Source organism: Telluria sp. ZT3P39 (assembly GCF_059685935.1).
Window position 1 is genome coordinate 166541 of the sequence record NZ_JCASIH010000004.1, and the last position, 17672, is coordinate 184212.

15 protein-coding genes are annotated in these 17672 nt (G+C 66.1%); 14 read left to right on the forward strand and 1 reads right to left on the reverse strand.

Going from position 1 to position 17672, the window contains the following annotated elements:
* Positions 1–48: 48 nt before the first annotated feature.
* The 14 genes from AC56LR_RS06415 (at position 49) to AC56LR_RS06480 (ending at position 17193) form a co-directional block, all read left to right on the forward strand.
* Positions 49–2355, forward strand: coding sequence for a penicillin-binding protein 1A (locus AC56LR_RS06415; RefSeq protein WP_497128964.1), 2307 nt, complete (start codon positions 49–51; stop codon positions 2353–2355).
* A gap of 115 nt (positions 2356–2470) precedes the next feature.
* Positions 2471–2830 (forward strand): DUF1428 domain-containing protein, encoded by a 360-nt coding sequence (locus AC56LR_RS06420; protein WP_497128726.1) that lies wholly within the window; start codon positions 2471–2473, stop codon positions 2828–2830.
* Between the two features lie 235 nt (positions 2831–3065).
* Positions 3066–3458, forward strand: coding sequence for a PAS domain-containing protein (locus AC56LR_RS06425; RefSeq protein ID WP_497128728.1), 393 nt, complete (start codon positions 3066–3068; stop codon positions 3456–3458).
* Between the two features lie 6 nt (positions 3459–3464).
* Entirely contained in the window at positions 3465–4832 is a 1368-nt protein-coding gene (locus AC56LR_RS06430) for a GGDEF domain-containing protein (protein WP_497128730.1), read from the forward strand.
* Entirely contained in the window at positions 4822–6591 is a 1770-nt protein-coding gene (locus tag AC56LR_RS06435; RefSeq protein ID WP_497128732.1) for a putative bifunctional diguanylate cyclase/phosphodiesterase, read from the forward strand. Before AC56LR_RS06430 ends, AC56LR_RS06435 begins: the two co-directional genes overlap by 11 nt.
* Positions 6592–6804: 213 nt before the next feature.
* Positions 6805–7086, forward strand: coding sequence for a hypothetical protein (locus tag AC56LR_RS06440; RefSeq protein ID WP_497128734.1), 282 nt, complete (start codon positions 6805–6807; stop codon positions 7084–7086).
* A 221-nt stretch (positions 7087–7307) separates the two neighbouring features.
* Positions 7308–8312: an HDOD domain-containing protein gene (locus AC56LR_RS06445; RefSeq protein ID WP_497128736.1), complete on the forward strand. Its 1005-nt coding sequence runs from the start codon at positions 7308–7310 to the stop codon at positions 8310–8312.
* Complete coding sequence (locus AC56LR_RS06450; protein ID WP_497128738.1) at positions 8312–9250, forward strand: 5'-nucleotidase; 939 nt, start codon at positions 8312–8314, stop codon at positions 9248–9250. The genes AC56LR_RS06445 and AC56LR_RS06450 overlap by 1 nt, the downstream gene beginning before the upstream one ends.
* Positions 9251–9396: 146 nt before the next feature.
* Positions 9397–10113 carry a hypothetical protein gene (locus AC56LR_RS06455; protein WP_497128740.1) on the forward strand — a complete coding sequence of 239 codons (717 nt, stop codon included), beginning with the start codon at positions 9397–9399 and terminating at the stop codon, positions 10111–10113.
* A gap of 80 nt (positions 10114–10193) precedes the next feature.
* Entirely contained in the window at positions 10194–10742 is a 549-nt protein-coding gene (locus AC56LR_RS06460) for a hypothetical protein (protein WP_497128742.1), read from the forward strand.
* A 219-nt stretch (positions 10743–10961) separates the two neighbouring features.
* The gene (mfd, locus tag AC56LR_RS06465; RefSeq protein WP_497128744.1) at positions 10962–14408 is read left to right on the forward strand and encodes a transcription-repair coupling factor; all 3447 of its coding nucleotides are present in this window, start codon (positions 10962–10964) and stop codon (positions 14406–14408) included.
* A 4-nt stretch (positions 14409–14412) separates the two neighbouring features.
* Complete coding sequence (gene serB / locus AC56LR_RS06470) at positions 14413–15261, forward strand: phosphoserine phosphatase SerB (protein WP_497128746.1); 849 nt, start codon at positions 14413–14415, stop codon at positions 15259–15261.
* Between the two features lie 134 nt (positions 15262–15395).
* On the forward strand, positions 15396–16709 hold the full coding sequence (locus tag AC56LR_RS06475; RefSeq protein ID WP_497128748.1) for an SGNH/GDSL hydrolase family protein: 1314 nt from the start codon (positions 15396–15398) through the stop codon (positions 16707–16709).
* Between the two features lie 67 nt (positions 16710–16776).
* On the forward strand, positions 16777–17193 hold the full coding sequence (locus AC56LR_RS06480; RefSeq protein WP_497128750.1) for a hypothetical protein: 417 nt from the start codon (positions 16777–16779) through the stop codon (positions 17191–17193).
* Between the two features lie 52 nt (positions 17194–17245).
* Here AC56LR_RS06480 and AC56LR_RS06485 read toward each other — a convergent pair whose 3' ends face one another.
* Positions 17246–17671: a hypothetical protein gene (locus tag AC56LR_RS06485; protein WP_497128752.1), complete on the reverse strand. Its 426-nt coding sequence runs from the start codon at positions 17669–17671 to the stop codon at positions 17246–17248.
* Between the last annotated feature and the right edge of the window lies 1 nt (position 17672).

Sequence of the window (17672 nt, forward strand, 5' to 3'; positions counted from 1 at the left end):
CGTCTTCGCCGCCTGCGCAACGCCATTCTTCTGGTCCTCGCCGCGGTGATGCTGTTCGCCGCCGGCGCCGTGATCTACCTGATGTCCGCGATCCTGCCGAACGTGCCGGGGATCGACGCGGTGACCGATTACCGTCCCAAGATCCCGCTGCGTATTTATACGGCCGACAATGTCCTGATCGGCGAATTCGGGGTCGAGCGCCGCGACTTCGTGCCGATCGCGAAAGTCCCGCCCCTGATGAAGGCCGCGCTGCTGGCCATCGAGGACACGCGCTTTTACGAGCACGGCGGCATCGACTGGATCCGCGCGGCGGGTGCGGCCCGTTCCAACCTGCGCGGGGGCTTCCGCCAGGGCGCCTCGACCATCACGATGCAGGTGGCGCGCAACTTCTTCCTCTCGCGCGAAAAGCTCATTTCGCGCAAGCTCACCGAGATCGCCCTCGCCTACCGCATCGAGGATGCCTTGAGCAAGGACCAGATCCTCGAGCTGTACATGAACCAGATCTACCTGGGCAACCGTTCCTATGGCTTTGCCAGCGCGGCGCGCAGCTATTTCGGCAAGTCGCTCGACGAACTCACGCTGGCCGAAACCGCGATGCTGGCAGGCCTGCCGCAGAACCCCTCACGCCACAACCCGGTGGCGAATCCAAAACGCGCGCAGCTGCGCCAGCACGCGGTGCTCAAGCGCCTCTATGAACTGGGCGATATCGGCGAACCGGATTACCGCAAGGCCCTTGACGAGCCGCTGCGCATCAAGCGCGTCGGCCAGACCTTCGACACCAGGGCCGACTACGTGGCCGAGCTGGCGCGCCAGGCGGCGTTCGCGCAGTTCGGCGAAGCGGCCTACGAGCGCGGCATCGTGGTGACCACCACCATCCTCAAGGCCGAGCAGGACGCGGCCTACGAATCGGTGCGCCGCAATGTGATGGACTACGACCAGCGCCACGGCTACCGCGGCCCGGAAGCGCGCATCGAGCTGCCGCAAGACCTCGCCGAGCGAGAGGAAGCCATCGTCGAGGCGCTCCAGAAGCGCCCCTCGAGCGACGGCCTGCTGCCGGCGGTGGTCATCAGCGCCTCGCCCGACGTCGTGCGGGTTGAAACCCTGGCCGGCGACGAGATCACCCTGGAAGGCGCCGGCCTGAAATTCGCGGCGCGCGCCCTTCTGCCTACCGCCAAGGAATCGCTCGCCATCACGCCGGGCGCGGTCATCCGCGTCAGCAAGCGCGGCAAGGACGGCTGGGGAATCACCCAGGTGCCGCAGGTGGCCGCGGCCTTTGTCGCCATCGATGCCGACACCGGCGCCTACCACGCGCTGGTCGGCGGCTTCGACTACAACCTGCAGAAGTTCAACCACGTCACCCAGGCCTGGCGCCAGCCGGGTTCGGCGATCAAGCCCTTCGTGTATGCGGCGGCGCTCGACAAGGGCTATTCGCCGGGCACGCGCATCCTCGACGCGGCACTCGACATGCCGGGCGAGAACGCCGGCGCCACCTGGTCGCCGCAGAACGACGACGGCGTCTTCAGCGGGCCGATCACCATGCGCTATTCGCTGGCGCATTCGAAGAACGTCACCACCATACGCCTGCTGCGCGCGCTGGGCGTGGACTACACCCACGACTACCTGGGCCGCTTCGGCTTCGACCTGCCGCGCCACGCCAGGAACATGACCCTGGCCCTGGGCACCGGGGCCGTCACGCCGCTGCAGATGGCCGGCGCCTATGCGGTCTTCGCCAACGGCGGCTACCGGGTCAGGCCGTATTTGATCGCGCAGATCCGCGACGGCAACGGCAGCATCATCCTGGAGAACAAGCCGGCGGCGCGGCAGGAGGGCGACCGGGTGCTCGATGCACGCAACGTCTTCATCGCGGACAGCATGCTGCGCGACGTCACCCGCTACGGCACCGGCGCCGCATCGGTGCAAAAACTCGGCCGCACCGACATCGCCGGCAAGACCGGCACCACCAGCGACGCGTTCGACGGCTGGTTCGCCGGCTACGGCGGCAAGGTGGTCGCGGTGGCCTGGATGGGCTATGACGAGCCGCGCTCGCTGGGCGGGCGCGAGTTCGGCGCCACGCTGGCGCTGCCGATCTGGATCGACTACATGCGCGTGGCGCTGGCCAAGCTCGCGCCCCAGCCGGAGCAGGTCGAGCCCGAAGGCGTGGTGCGCGAGAACGACGACTGGATCTATGCCGAGTTTGCCGAGCGGCCGGATCTGCGCAGCATCGACATCGAGCAGGCAGCGGACAAGCCCGAGCCGGCCGAAGCGCCTGACACGATTGATGAGTCCGAAGACATGCCGGCCGAACCGGCCCCTGTTGCGCCGCCGCCACCGCCGGCGCCGTCGCCGCTGTTCTAGTAGGGTATCCTGCCATGGTTCCCGCAAGCGCCCTGCGCCTTGCGGGGAACCCGGGGGCTGCCCCGGGTCTGTCACTGAGCGGTTCGCTTTCTGCAACCAACCTGAGGAGATCAGCATGGCCTATGTCGATGGTTTCATCCTTCCCCTTCCCACCTCGAATATCGAGAAATACCGCGAGGTCGCCGCACGCGCCGGCGCCATCTGGCGCGAGCATGGCGCCCTGCAGTTCCGCGAGTGCATCGCCGAAGACGTCAAGCCGGGCAAGCTGACCTCCTTCCCGCAGGCGGTCAACCTGGAAGACGGGGAGACCGTGATCTTCTCGTGGATCGTCTACGAATCGCGCGAGAAGCGCGACGAGGTCAATGACAAGGTCATGAAAGACCCGCGCATGGCCGACCTCATGAAGCCCGAAGCGATGCCTTTTGATGGCAAGCGCATGGTGTATGGCGGCTTCGACATGATCGTGGACCTCTAGCCTCTCCTGACTGCGAAAACCGACGAGTCCTGCCGCCGCGGCAGGTCTCCCGCGGCGCGTCCGGCGCCGGTTGCGCACACGCGCCCTGTCCTTGTCAATCCTTGTGGGCCGCTTCCGTCAAAAGTGACATCCGACAACGGAAAATGTCAAAACCGGCGCGCATACAATTGACAAGCCGCCTGGTGGCATGTCAACATCAATTTCCTCAAATCAACTGATCTAATCCGGAGTCTTCATGCCTGCAGCCACCTTGTCGTTCTCGTCCGCCGACCTGGCATCACAGCTCGACAACTGCACCCCTGAACAGCTCGACGCGCTCGATTTCGGCGTGATCGGCTTCGACGCCGAGACTACTGTCCGCCTGTACAACGCCTTCGAATCGCAGGCGGCCGGCCTGTCGCCCCAGCGCGTGCTGGGCCAGCCGCTGTTCACCAACGTGGCGCCCTGCCTGAACAACTTCATGGTGGCGCAGCGCTTCGATGACGCCCTGGAAGATGGCTCCGTGCTCGACGACACCATCGACTACGTGCTGACCTTGCGCATGCGGCCGGTGAAAGTGGCCCTGCGCCTGCTGGCCAGCCCGGGTGGCGCGCACCGCTACGTGCTCGTGCAGCGCCAGCCGCGCTGAGCCGGCATGAGCGGCCAGGTCGACAATCAGGTGGACGACAGCGAACAGCTGCGCGCCGAGCATGAAGCGCTGATCCAGTTCCTGTACCTGGCGCCGGTCGGCCTGGTGCAGGCCGATATGGATGGCGGCATCGCGATGATGAACCCGATCTCGGCCCAGCTCCTGATGCCGCTCTCGCGCGACGGCGGGCTCGATAACCTGTTCGCCGCGCTGGAGACCGTGGCGCCCGAACTGCGCCACCTGTGCCGCGCCTACGACCGCCCGAGCGGCAAGATCTGCGACGGCCTGCACGTGCACCTGAACGCCGGCTCGCCGGGCAAGAACACCCCCCAGATCCTGGCGATCACCCTGCTCAAGCTCGACGCCCAGCGCCTGATGGCCGTCATCGACGACGTCACCCTGCAGGTGCGGCGCGAGCGCCAGCTGCGCCAGAGCGATGCCTGGCTCAACGCCATCCTGACCGGCATCACCGACTACGCGCTGGCCGCGATCGACGCCCGGGGCGCCATCACCGAATGGAACGCGAGCATCGGCCGCGTCACCGGCTTCGGCGAGGACGCCGTCGGCCAGCCCTATTCGATCTTCTGCCCGCCGGACGCGATGACACCCGAGCGCGTGCTCGACCGCCTGCGAGAGGCCGACAACGACGGCTGGAGCCTGGACGAAGGCAAGCGCATGCGCGCCGACGGCAGCAGCTTCTGGGGCAGCGCCCTGATCGCGCCCCTGCCCGACCGCGAGCCGGACGGCCCGGCCTATTGCCTGATCCTGCGCGACATCACCGACAAGCGCGAAGCGAGCGAGCGGCGCCGGCGCGAAGCCTTCGGCGACTACCTTACCGGCCTGGCCAACCGCCGCGCTTTCTTCGAGGCGGCCGAACAGGAACTCGCGCGCAGCCGCGTGGTGCCGCGCGCCACCTCCGTGATCACGTTTGATGCCGACAACTTCAAGGCCATCAACGACAGCCACGGCCATCCGGGCGGCGACAGCGTGCTGCAGCACCTGGCCGCGATCCTGGCCGAGACCTTCCGCGAAGTCGACGTGGTCGCGCGCATCGGCGGCGAGGAATTCGCCGTGCTGCTGCCCTCGACCGACCTGCCGCGCGCGGCGGTGGTGGCCGAACGCCTGCGCTCCCTGGTCGCCACGCAGGTCGTGCATTTCGAGGGCGCCCGCATCCGCTATACCGTCAGTGCGGGCGTGGCCTGCCTGGTCGATGCCGACGGCGGGATCGACCTGCTGCTCAAGCGCGCCGACCAGGCCCTGTACGCCGCCAAGCGCGCCGGCCGCAACCGCGTCGAACGCTGGCGTCCCGAATTGGCGGCCGCGCCTGCCCACCAGGCCCAGGCCCAGCCGGAAGGAACGAGCGATGCTGCCTGACCCGAGCGACGCCTACGAAGCCCTGGTCCAGTTCCTCTACCGCGCCCCGATCGGGCTGGCGCAGATGAACGTCGAGGGTACGGTCGACATGCTCAACCCGATGGCCTCGAACCTCCTGATGCCGCTGGCGCGCGAGGAAGGCCTGGACAACCTGTTCGCGGTGCTGGCGCCGATCGCGCCCCAGCTGCCGCAGCTGGCGCGCGACTTCCCCGGGCCCTCGGGCGTGATCTGCGAAGGCCTGCGCGCCATCCTGCCGCCCGGGATGACCGCACCCGGCGCCCCGCAGGTGCTGGCGATCAGCCTGATGAAGTTCGACGCCGACCGCCTGATGGCGGTGGTGGCCGACGCCACGCTCGAAGTGCAGCGCGAGCACGAAACCCTGTCGCGCCGCTTGCGCACCGCCGCCCGCACCGACCAGCTGACCCGCATGCCGAACCGCGAAGCGGTGCACGAGCAGCTCGCGCGCATGCTCGCGCGGCCGGCTCCGGGTCTTGAGCTGCAGGCCTCGCAGTTCGCGGTGCTGTTCATGAATTGCGACCGCTTCCGCCGCATCAACGACACCCTCGGCCAGGCCGCGGGCGACGCTCTCCTGGTGCAGATCGGCGAGCGTATCCGCGGCGCCCTGCGCCCGCCAAGCGACCGTATCGACAGCCTCAACGGCACCGGCCAGCTGGCCGCGCGCGTGGGCGGCGACGAATTCGTCGTGGTCCTGGACGGCATGCGTTCGCGCGAGGATGCCGAGCGGGTCGCCGGCCGCCTGCTCGACACCCTGGCCTTGCCCTACCGCGTGCAGGGCCATGAAGTGGTCTGCGGCACCAGCCTGGGCCTGGCCTGGGGCGCCGGCTGCGCGCATGATGCCGACGAAGTCCTGCGCGACGCCAGCATTGCCATGGCCGAAGCCAAGCGCGCCGGCGGCGCACGCCACCTGGTGTTCGACACGACGATGCGCGAACGCGCCGCGCACCGCGCCGGCATCGAGGCCGAGCTGCGCCAGGCGATCGCCGAAGAACAGCTGTTCGTGGTTTACCAGCCGGTGGTCGGCCTGCTGCCGGACGGCGGCACCGACCATTCGGCCGGCGTCGAGGCGCTGGTGCGCTGGCGCCATCCGCAGCGCGGGGTGGTGCCGCCGATCGAATTCATCACGGTTGCCGAGGAATGCGGCCTGATCGGCGCGGTCGGCGACTTCGTGCTGGAGCGTTCCTGCCGCGACTTCATGGACTGGCAGGCGCGCCTTGGCGAATCCGCTCCGCGCCTGATCGCCGTGAACCTGTCGCGCGCCCAGCTGGGCCAGCCCGGCTGGATAGACGGCGTGCGCCGCATCCTCGAGCTCACCGGGATGCCGCCCGAACAGCTGCAGCTGGAAGTGACCGAAAGCCTGGCCGCGCAAGACCAGGGCATCCAGCAACGCCTGCACGAGCTCAAGGCGCTCGGCATCCAGCTGGCGCTCGACGATTTCGGCACCGGCTATTCCTCGCTGTCGAGTTTGCACCTGCTGCCGGTCGACACCGTCAAGATCGACCGCTCGTTCGTCAGCCAGGCCGATACCAGCCAGCACCACCGCGTGCTGATCGAGGCAACGGTGAAGGTGGCGCAGAGCCTGGGCATGAAGACCGTGGCCGAAGGCATCGAAACCCAGTCGCAGGCCGACGTGGTGCGGGCCCAGTGCTGCGCCAAGGGCCAGGGCTATTTCTACAGCCGGCCGCTGCCCGCGCCCGAGCTGCTGGCCTGGCTGGAAAGCCACCAGCAAGCCACGCCGTAAGCAGTACGTACGCACCCTCCCGAAGGCGCTGGTGGTGCACCGCATGCTGGCTCGTTTCCGGTAAGAACACTCGCTGCCAAGCGAGCTCGTGTGTAGGCGAGATTCCCATCAGGCCGTACGCCCGGTCCTACATGCGCTAAGGTTTTGTTCCTATTTCACGCGCCTCGGCCTGCTCGCATGATGGGACACCCATCCACACCGAGGAGAATACAAATGAAGAACACCTTGCAAGGGGCCCTGCTGGGCGGCGTCATGATCCTGGCGCTCAGCGCATGCAAGTCGACCGATCCCGAAATGAGCACCGGAAGTTCGAGCACCGGATCGTCGATGAGCTCGGGCAGCACCGGCACCACCGGCGCTGCGGGCGCAAGCGGCACCAATACCGGCACCACGAACGAGGTCATGAGCCCCACGCCGACCCCAATGCCGCCGCCTGCCACCACGACTCCGCAAACAACGACTCCCCCGCCAACCGGCACTGAAAAACGCTGGTAGACAGGGCAGAGCCCCGGCCGGCACGCGATGGGAAGGCCTGGCGGCGACCAGGCCGCTCGATCGTGTCAAGCCGGCCGCCCGCGTCCAGCCTGTCCCTGCCACTCGCACCGCTCCCCCGGGCCAATGCTCGGCATTGCGCCATTGCCTGCCTGATAATTTCCTGCCTCTCCCCTGCACTCGGATAGAATCGTCACGCCCCTTGGCCTGACTTTCTATCCATTATGAAAAATTGGTTTGCGCGCTGGTTCGGTGGATCTTCCCACCCCGGCCAGGCCGCGCCTGCTGTACAGCCTGCTCATGCGAACCCACCGGCGTCGACGCATCCGCTTCCCGCGGCGGCCGCCGGTGTTGTTAATCCGCCACCATCCCTCGATCTGGACCTGGGCTTTTTCCGCTGGCTGATCGGGCCCGCAGCCCATGCTGGCGAAGCGCCGGAACAATTGATCCTGGACGAGCTGAGCCGCCTGGTGCGGCAGCCCGAGTCCGCCGCAGGCCTGGTGCCGCGCGTGCCCGCCGTCATCCCCCAACTGCTGCGCAGCCTGCGCGACGACAGCATGTCGCCGGCCGACCTGGCGCGTCAGGTGGCACAGGACGTGACCCTGGTGGCGGAAGTCATCCGTGAGGTCAACAGCCCGTTCTACGGGGCGACGGCGAAGGTCGGCAATATCGAAGGCGCGCTCATGCTGCTGGGCCAGAATGGCTTGCGCATGCTGCTGGCCCGGGTCGCCTTCCGCCCCGTGATCAGCGCGCAGACCGGGCGCCTGGCGCGCCAGGTGGCGCCGCAGCTCTGGAGCCAGTCCGAATACTGCGCCCAGGCCGCAGGCATGGCCGCGCCAGGGCTCGGCGCCGATGCTTTCGGAGCCTATCTGGCGGGCTTGATGCAGAACGTGGGCCTGATCGTCGCCTTCCGCCTGGCCGACCAGGTCGCCGGCACGCAAGCCCTGCCGCGCTCCGACGCATTTGCCCTGAGCCTGCTGGACAGCGCGCGCGTCCTGTCGGCGCGGATCGCCACCTTGTGGGAACTGCCGCCGAAGGTAGGCATGGCGATCCTGCAGGCCGGCCAGCTTGACGCGCCACCGCTGGCGCAGGCGCTGCGGCTGGGCGACCGCCTGGCCAGGCTGCGCATGCTGTTCGATGCCGGCGCCGAGGGGGCGTATGGCGCCGCCGCCGCCCTCCCGGGCGAGGAAAAGCGAATATTCGACAAACTGCGTAAAGGGGAAGACTGATGGGTTTCCAGATTGAGCAAAAACTGGTCATTGCGGTGGCGTCGAGCGCACTGTTCGACCTGTCGGCATCGCACCAGGTCTATATCGACGAGGGGCCGGATGCCTACCGCGGCTACCAGGAGCGCCATCTCGACCTCATCCTCGGCAAGGGCGTGGCCTTCTCGTTCATCCGCCGCTTCCTGAACATCAACCGTTGCTTCCCGCAGGAGGCGCCGGTCGAAGTCGTGCTCATGTCGCGCAATTCGCCCGAGACCGGCCTGCGCGTGATGCGCTCGATCGCCCACTATGGGCTCGACATCTCGCGCGCGGCCTTCATGAACGGCGGTTCGCCTTACTCTTACCTGCCGGCCTTCAATGCGTCGCTGTTCCTGAGCGCGCATGAGGAGGACGTGAAGTCCGCGATCGCGATGGACTATCCGGCCGGCCTGGTGCTGCCCTCGCGCATCGCCGACGACGAGGACGATGCCGAGTTGCGCGTGGCCTTCGACTTCGACGGCGTGCTGGCCGACGACGAGTCGGAAACCGTCTTCAAGCGCAGCGGCCTGGACGAATTCCATGCACACGAACTGCTGCACATGGCGCGCCCGCACCAGCCAGGGCCGCTGGCCGACATGTTCCAGAAGCTGTCCATGATGCAGCGCCTGGAGGACGAGGCGCAGCGCCGCGACCCGGCCTACCGCAAGGTGGTGCGCATCGCGATCATCACGGCGCGCAGCGCGCCCTCGCACGAGCGGGTGGTCACCACGCTGCAAAGCTGGGGCGTGTCGGCCGACGAGACCTTCTTCCTGGGTGGGATGGACAAGGCCCGGGTGCTGTCGGTGTTCCGGCCGCACATCTTCTTCGACGACCAACTGACCCATTTGCAGTCCGGGCCGGGCGGGACGATCCCAATGGTGCATGTGCCGTTCGGGATTGCCAACCGCCGCGAGCGGACCTAGCCGGCGGTGTTGGCCGGCAGATCTCGAAGAGCTTGAACTCGCGTCTTCGAGCCGGCTTGCTCACGCCCGAACTGGATATTGAAACTAATTGGCAGGCCTGGTTTCAAATGATAGAAAAAGGCGCGATTCTCAATTAGGTCCGGCAAATGACAACTAGAAACAAGACGGAAGCGACAAAGTCTCCAGTCACGAATATTCTCTTGTGCGCGGTCCCTTTCCTGGTGATTCTTGCTTTATGGGGAGGCTATCCCTGGTGGGCCGAATGGATGGCGCCAGCCATCAGCGGAAGCTTGCAAGACCGTGGCCAATTCGGCGATGCGTTCGGCGTATTGAACGCCCTTTTTTCGGGGCTGGCATTCGCGGCAGTGGTTGTCACGATCTATATACAGTTCACCTCACTCAGGCAGACCAGGACTGAACTGAAGCAGCAGCAACAGCTTCAGCGCCGGCAACTTTTCGACAGCACATTTTTTCAATTACTCGGCTACCTTCGGTCGAATGCCCGTGCATTCCAGTACAAAAGCAGCATGACCGATCTCAGCGCGCGTGGTGAGCAGGGTTTCCGGTCTCTAGGAACGGACCTCAAATCCTGCTGTCAAAAGAAAAGAAATGGTACGGATGGCGAAGCCATGCGGCATTTCTTGGGACGGCATTGCGAAGAGGAAGTTTCCTTCATACTGAGAAATCTTTATCGCATGATGGAATACATCCAGACCGCGCTGGACGACGAGAGAACGTTTTATGCCAACTTGGTGAAAGATCAAATTCCTCCCGGCGAAATGGAAGTACTCCGTCATGCAAAGGAAGCCAATTTCGGCGAAGTCAAGCTTTACCCCCTCCTGGACGCGCATGATTTCTTTTGATTCAATCAATCTAGCGGGTACTTTAACGCTACATTTGAGCGCTCACTCGCCCTTTGTCAAACTATCAATGGGAGTAAGCAATGTTCGGAAATCTCATTACCAATCGGCAGTTTAATGAACTGCGGCTTGCCAAACACATCGAGATAACATCTTTCCGGCCAGAGTCACTCAAGACAACGCATTACACGCTGCGGCCCGGACGAATCCGTACTCTCCGGAACGGACAATGGCACCATACGCACAGCTTCATCGATACGCCAGACGGATTCGAATTGGAAGCGAACGAATATGTCGTCATTGAGGCCCTGGAACGGGTCACCATTCATTCTATCGGCATCGTCGGACGGTTCATCACTCCTTCAACCATGATTGAAGATGGACTCACATTGAATGCGGGGCAAATTGATAATCTGTATGGCACCAAGGGGGAAGCTCTTTGTTTTGGCATCAAGAACAACCTGGCCAAAACTTTTATCGTCAAGCCCGAACTTCGATTAGCGCACATGGAGTTCTTCGATGTACGCGGCGTTACAGTAGAACCAGTGGTGCTCACTCCGGAGGACAAGGAAATCAGGAACAATCGTCGATTCAACCGCGTTGCCGACGATGGTCCCTTCTACGACGAGTGAAACATTGTAGAGCGGTGGGTATCGTGGCATTCCTGCTCGTCCTGCAGTAGCAAGGCAAAGGGAAGCGCAGGAAGGTTCGCGCACGACGACGATTTGGGCGCCCACTGTGCCCGCCGCGATGGGGCCTGTAGTGCACGCTTGCCCGGACTAGCTCGCCCGAGCAAGCGGCGCCGTTCGTCTATAATTGGCAATCCATCCTGCCGATTGCCATAGCGCTGCATGCCCTTCGACCTCCAGAAACACCTCCCCAAACCCGGAACCCGTTTCGCCTTGCCGAACCTGCACGGCTCGAGCGACGCCTACGCGCTGGCCACCGCCGCGCAGGCCCTGAAGGCCAAGGGGCAGATCCTGACCGTGATCGTGGCCAATGCTTCGGACGGCCAGCGACTGCTGGACGAGATCCCCTGGTTCGCCGAGGGCAAGCTGGCCTGCCACCTGCTGCCCGATTGGGAAACCCTGCCCTACGACGCGTTCTCGCCGCACCAGGACCTGGTCTCGGAGCGCCTCGCGACCCTGCACGAGATCCGCAACGGCCAGTGCGACGTTCTGGTGGTGCCGGCCACCACGGCGCTGCAGCGCCTGGCCCCGCCCTCTTTCCTGGCGGCCTACACCTTCTTCTTCCGCCAGGGCGAACGCCTGGACGAGGCCAGGCTCAAGGCCCAGCTGACGCTGGCGGGCTATTCGCACGTGTCGCAAGTGATGTCGCCGGGCGAATACTCGGTGCGCGGCGGCCTGATCGACCTGTTCCCGATGGGTTCCGTGCTGCCCTACCGGCTCGACCTGTTCGGCGACGAGATCGAGACCATCCGCACGTTCGATGCCGACACCCAGCGCTCGCTGTATCCGGTGAAGGAAGTGCGCCTGCTGCCGGGCCGCGAATTCCCGATGGACGAGGCGGCGAGGACCGCTTTTCGCGGCCGCTGGCGCGAGCGTTTCGAAGGCGACCCTTCGCGCTCGCCGATCTACAAGGACATCGGCAGCGGCATCGCCTCGGCCGGTATCGAGTACTACCTGCCGCTGTTCTTCGACGAGACGGCCACTTTGTTCGACTACCTGCCGCAAGAGACCACGCTGGCGCTGGTGGGCGACATCGAGGCGGCCATCCAGCGCTTCTGGGTCGATACCGAGTCGCGCTACACATTCCTCAAGAGCGACCGCGAACGCCCGCTGCTCGAGCCGCGCGAACTGTTCCTCAGCGCCGAGCAGTTCTTCACCTGCGCCAAGCCGCACGGACACTGGTCCATCGCCAAGGACCCGGCCCTGCCGGCTTCCGAATTGTCGGCGCCGATTCCCGACATCGCGGTCAACCGGCGCCTGGACGACCCGCTGGCCAGCCTGCGCGCCTTCGTGCAGCAAAGCGACGCGCGCGTGATGATCTGCGCCGACTCGGCCGGCCGCCGCGAGACGCTGCAGCAGTATTTCCACGAATACGGGCTCGAACTGGCGCCGGTCGAAGGCTTCGAGGGCTTGCGCGCAACCAGCAAACGGCTGGCGCTGGGCGTGGCGCCGCTGCAGGCCGGCTTCGAACTGACCGAGACCCACGCCGGGCGCCTGGTCTTCATTACCGAGACCGAGCTGTATGCGGGCTCGGGCAGGCGCGCCGGCAAGAAGAAGCAGGAAGCGGTCAGTGAGGTCGCCTCCATGGTGCGCGACCTGTCGGAGCTGAAGATCGGCGATCCGGTGGTGCACATCAACCACGGCATCGGGCGCTACATGGGCTTGATGAGCATGGACTTGGGCGAAGGCGAGACCGAGTTCCTGCACCTGGAGTACGCCAAGGAGACCAAGCTGTACGTGCCGGTCTCGCAGTTGCACGTGATCTCGCGCTATTCGGGCACCTCGCCCGAAGACGCGCCCCTGCACTCACTGGGCTCCGGCCAGTGGGACAAGGCCAAGCGCAAGGCCGCCGAGCAGGTGCGCGACACCGCCGCCGAGTTGCTCAACCTGTACGCGCGCCGCGCCGCGCGCCAGGGCCATGCCTTCGAATATTCCAGCACCGACTACGAGAACTTCGCCGGCAGCTTCGGCTTCGACGAGACGCCGGACCAGGCCGAAGCCATCCACAACGTCATCAAGGACATGACTTCCGGCCGCCCGATGGACCGGCTGGTCTGCGGCGACGTGGGCTTCGGCAAGACCGAGGTCGCCCTGCGCGCGGCCTTCATCGCCGTCATGGGCGGCAAGCAGGTCGCAATCCTGGCGCCCACCACGCTGCTGGCCGAACAGCATGCGCAGACCTTTGCCGACCGTTTCGCCGACTGGCCGGTCAGAATCGCCGAGCTCTCGCGCTTCCGCACCGGCAAGGAGATCAACAACGCGATCAAGGGTATGGCCGACGGCACCCTCGACATCGTGATCGGCACCCACAAGCTGCTCTCGCCGGACGTGCAGTTCACGCGCCTGGGGCTGGTGATCATCGACGAGGAGCACCGCTTCGGCGTGCGCCAGAAGGAAGCCTTGAAAGCCCTGCGCGCCGAAGTCGACGTGCTCACGCTCACCGCCACCCCGATCCCGCGCACCCTCGGGATGGCGCTGGAAGGCCTGCGCGACTTTTCCATCATCGCCACCGCGCCGCAGAAGCGCCTGGCGATCAAGACCTTCGTGCGCAGCGAAGACGGTTCCATCATCCGCGAAGCCTGCCTGCGCGAACTGAAACGCGGCGGCCAGATCTACTTCCTGCACAACGAAGTCGAAACCATCGAGAACCGCCGCGCGATGCTCGAGGCACTGCTGCCGGAAGCGCGCATCGGCGTGGCCCATGGCCAGATGCACGAGCGCGACCTGGAAAAGGTGATGCGCGACTTCGTGGCGCAGCGCTTCAACATCCTGCTGTGCACGACCATCATCGAAACCGGCATCGACGTGCCGACGGCGAACACCATCATCATGCACCGCGCCGACCGCTTCGGCCTGGCCCAGCTGCACCAGCTGCGCGGCCGGGTCGGCCGCTCGCACCACCAGGCCTATGCGTATTTGCTGGTGAGCGACGTGATGACCCTGACCAAGCAGGCGCAGCGCCGGCTCGATGCGATCCAGGCGATGGAAGAACTGGGCAGCGGCTTCTACCTAGCCATGCACGACCTCGAGATCCGGGGCGCGGGCGAAGTGCTGGGCGAGAACCAGTCCGGCGAAATGCTGGAGATCGGCTTCCAGCTGTATTCCGACATGCTCAATGAAGCGGTGCGCTCGCTCAAGGCCGGCAAGGAGCCGGACCTGGCCGCGCCGCTGTCGACCACGACCGAGATCAACCTGCACGTGCCGGCCCTGCTGCCGTCCGATTATTGCGGCGACGTGCACGAGCGCCTGTCGATCTACAAGCGCCTGGCCAATTGCGAAAGCCAGGACAAGATCGACGGCATGCAGGAAGAACTGATCGACCGCTTCGGCAAGCTGCCGGAGCCGGTCAAGGCCCTGATCGAGACCCACCGCCTGCGCATCGCCGCCAGGTCGGTCGGCATCGTCAAGATCGATGCGCACGGCGAAGCGGCCAGCCTGCAGTTCATGGAAAAGCCGCCGATCGACCCGATCAGGATCATCACCCTGATCCAGAAGAACCGCCACATCAAGCTGGCAGGCCAGGACAAGCTGCGCATCACCGCCAGCATGCCCGACCTGGCGGCGCGCGTGACGCAACTGAAAACCACTATCAAACAACTGCTGGCTTGATTCCATGACGATGAACCTGGTGCTGCAGGGGCCGCAGGCCTCGCCCGACACGCTCGAACGGCTGGCGCAACTGGCGGGCGCCACCCGCATCGTGCCGGTGGGCGCGCAGGCGCTGCGCTGCGAAGATGTCCCGTTTTCCGCCCACATCAAGCAGGAGGTCGAAGCCGCCGCCTTCGCGGCCGGGGTCGATGCCTGCTTCATCGAAGCCGGACGCAAGCTGGCGGACTTCGGCCTGGTGGCGATGGACATGGACTCGACCCTGATCACCATCGAGTGCATCGACGAGATCGCGGACATGCAGGGCCTGAAACCCCAGGTGTCCGCAATCACCGAGGCGGCCATGCGCGGCGAGCTCGATTTCGCCGCCAGCCTGAGCCGCCGCGTGGCGCTGCTCGAAGGGCTCGATGCATCGAGCCTGCAGCGCGTCTACGACGAGCGCCTGCAGATCTCGCAGGGCGGCGAAGCGATGCTGCAGGCGGTGCAGGCCGCAGGCCTGAAGACCCTGCTGGTCTCGGGCGGCTTCACTTTCTTCACCGACCGTCTCAAGGAACGCCTGGCGCTCGACTATGCCCACGCCAACGTGCTCGAAGTGGCCCACGGCAAGCTGACTGGCCGCGTGCTGGGCGGCATCGTCGATGCGGAAGAGAAAATGCGCACCGTGCAAGGCGTGTGCGCCGAACTGGGCATCGCGCCGCGCCAGGCCATCGTCATGGGCGACGGCGCGAACGACCTGCGGATGATGGGCGTCGGCGGCCTGTCGGTGGCCTACCGGGCCAAACCGGTGGTACGCAGCCAGGCCAATGTCGCGCTGAATTTCTCGGGCCTCGACGGCTTGCTGACCATCCTCGCCTGAGGCAATCTAGGCGCGCAGAAAGAGCTCAGACACAGCGCAAACCTCGTGTCGCACACGGTTGGATGCAGCGCAGCGCTGGGCTATGTTGACGGTGCGGCCGCGTCGCGGCTGCATCCAATCGACAGGAGCCTGCCATGACTACCCCGGCCTTGCGCGCGTCGTTCCCCACCCTTCCCGGCAAACAGGTGCGCGATGACGCGCCACCGGACCGCAGCCGACGCCGCCTGCTGCTCGGCCTGCCGTCCCTGGCGGGCGCGCTCGCCCTCGCGCCTTCCATCGTTGCGGCCCAGAACTGGCGTTCGGAAGGCTGGTGCGCCACCTGGGGCTGTGCACCGGCCGGGCCGCCGCCTTCGAGCAGCACCATGAGTTTCAGCGGCCAGACGGTGCGCCTGATCGTGCGCGCCAGCATCGGCGGCAACCGCGTGCGCGTGCGCCTGTCCAACGAAATGGGCAGCGCCCCCTTGACCATCGGCGCGGCCCAGATCGGCCGCCGCAACAGCGGCGCGGCCCTGGTGGCGGGATCGAACCATCCGCTCACCTTCGGGGGGCGCACCTCGGTCACCATCCCGGCCGGCTCGCCCGTGCTGTCCGACCCGGTCACCATGCAGGTGGCGCCTTATACCGACCTGGCGGTGAGCCTGTACTTCCCCGGCAGCGCCAGCGGCACCACGATCCACCGCGACGCCTGGCAGGCAAACTATGTGTCCACTGCCGGCAACTTCGCCGCCAGCACCGCGTTCACGGTCGAGCGCACCATGGCCTCCTGGCCCTTCCTGACCGAGGTCGACGTCGACGGCGGCGCGCCCACCATCGTGGCCATCGGCGATTCGATGACGGACGGCCAGGGCAGTTCCACCAACCTGAACCGCCGCTGGCCCGACTACCTGGCCCGGCGCATGCAGGCCGAACTGGGCAGCATGGGGCGAATCGGCGTGGTCAACCGCGGGATTGCCGGCAACCGCCTGCTGGCGGACGACCCGGCCTTCCTGCTGCCCGGGCGCGAGGTGCTGGAACGCTTCGACCGCGACGTGCTCGCCACTGCCGGGGTGCGGGCCGTGATCATGCTCATCGGGATCAACGACATCGTCTACAGTTCCGGATCCACGCTGGTGAAGGTCGACGACCTGGTCGGCGGCTATCGCCAGCTGATCGCCCGCGCCCACGCGCGCGGGGTCGCCATCCTGGGCGCCACCATGCCGCCGATGAACGGTTTCGTCTACTACAACGCGGCGCGCGAGGCGGTGCGGGTAGGCGCCAACAACTGGTTGCGCTCGTCCAACGAATTCGATGCCGTGATCGACTGGGACATGGCGCTGCGCAACCCGGATGCGCCGGACCGGCTGCGGCCGGAGTACAACAGCCGCGACTGGCTGCATCCGAACGACGCGGGCTACCAGGCCATGGCGGCTGCGGTGCCGCTGGACGTGCTGGCGAACCTGATCGTGTAACACTCTGTAATACCGCGCGGCACCCGAGGGCGAAATTTTTTATCATGGAGGGATCAGGAGGACCGCCATGAAAAAACTCATCTTTATTACCGCATCGCTGGCCGTGCTGGCCGGATGCGCCGCGCCCGGCCCGAACCAGTATGGCAGCCGTGCCTACGGCCAGGGCGGCGACCCGGGCCAGTGGCAAGTCGTGTCGGTGACGCCGGTGCCGGCCGGCACGGGCGCCCGCGCCGCCGCTGCCGGCGAAACCGGCACCACCACCTACAGCAGCGCGCCGGTGTATGTCCAGCGCGAGCCGGTGTACGGGGCCAACCCGGTGTATGTGCCGCAGCCGGTGTACGTGCCGGAACCGGTGTACCAGCCTCGTTACTACTACCCGCCGGTCTCGATCGGCCTCGGCTTCAATTTCGGCCGTGGCTGGGGACACCACCGCGGCTGGGGCGGCAGTATCGGGACGCGCTTTCCCTTCCATTACCGCCGATAAGGCGGACGAGCCGGCAGCAGCCGGCTTTTTTTCGCCCTTGCGCGCACCAGGTTCACGCAGGCCCGGACGAGCCGAACAAGTCATGCGCGTCCAGCAGCGCATACGCGATCTCGGGCCGCGCATTCAGGCAGCGCCTCACTGCCGCCGGCACGTTCTGGCGCGTCTTCTTGCACAGTCCCGGCTTGTCTTCCAGCACGACAATGATGCCGCGCACCGTACGCACTTCGTTCGGTCCCGGCTCGATGCGCAGCTCCGCGCCCAGGTTCTTGTGGATCAGGGCCTGCACATGGCGCAGGTCCTCGTAGCTGGTGATGCGCTCGATGCGTTCGATGAGCTTCTGTTCCTGCTGGCGCGTCAGGGCCAGCGGGCGCTGGTCGGCCCCGGGGTCGGCCAGCACGCGATTGCGGTCGCACACGCAGGCGCCGGGCGGGCACTCGGTGCGGATGGGAAAAGCCGGTGGCGGAAGGTATTCGCTCACG

Excerpts from the sequence above, each read along its gene's own strand:
- AC56LR_RS06475 (WP_497128748.1), top strand. The coding sequence starts at position 15,396 with ATGACTACCCCGGCCTTGCGCGCGTCGTTCCCCACCCTTCCCGGCAAA.
- AC56LR_RS06415 (WP_497128964.1), top strand. The coding sequence starts at position 49 with ATGCTGTTCGCCGCCGGCGCCGTGATCTACCTGATGTCCGCGATCCTG.
- AC56LR_RS06460 (WP_497128742.1), top strand. The coding sequence starts at position 10,194 with ATGTTCGGAAATCTCATTACCAATCGGCAGTTTAATGAACTGCGGCTT.
- AC56LR_RS06455 (WP_497128740.1), top strand. The coding sequence starts at position 9,397 with ATGACAACTAGAAACAAGACGGAAGCGACAAAGTCTCCAGTCACGAAT.
- AC56LR_RS06450 (WP_497128738.1), top strand. The coding sequence starts at position 8,312 with ATGGGTTTCCAGATTGAGCAAAAACTGGTCATTGCGGTGGCGTCGAGC.
- AC56LR_RS06430 (WP_497128730.1), top strand. The coding sequence starts at position 3,465 with ATGAGCGGCCAGGTCGACAATCAGGTGGACGACAGCGAACAGCTGCGC.
- serB (WP_497128746.1), top strand. The coding sequence starts at position 14,413 with ATGACGATGAACCTGGTGCTGCAGGGGCCGCAGGCCTCGCCCGACACG.
- AC56LR_RS06445 (WP_497128736.1), top strand. The coding sequence starts at position 7,308 with ATGAAAAATTGGTTTGCGCGCTGGTTCGGTGGATCTTCCCACCCCGGC.
- AC56LR_RS06480 (WP_497128750.1), top strand. The coding sequence starts at position 16,777 with ATGAAAAAACTCATCTTTATTACCGCATCGCTGGCCGTGCTGGCCGGA.
- mfd (WP_497128744.1), top strand. The coding sequence starts at position 10,962 with ATGCCCTTCGACCTCCAGAAACACCTCCCCAAACCCGGAACCCGTTTC.
- AC56LR_RS06440 (WP_497128734.1), top strand. The coding sequence starts at position 6,805 with ATGAAGAACACCTTGCAAGGGGCCCTGCTGGGCGGCGTCATGATCCTG.
- AC56LR_RS06425 (WP_497128728.1), top strand. The coding sequence starts at position 3,066 with ATGCCTGCAGCCACCTTGTCGTTCTCGTCCGCCGACCTGGCATCACAG.
- AC56LR_RS06435 (WP_497128732.1), top strand. The coding sequence starts at position 4,822 with ATGCTGCCTGACCCGAGCGACGCCTACGAAGCCCTGGTCCAGTTCCTC.
- AC56LR_RS06420 (WP_497128726.1), top strand. The coding sequence starts at position 2,471 with ATGGCCTATGTCGATGGTTTCATCCTTCCCCTTCCCACCTCGAATATC.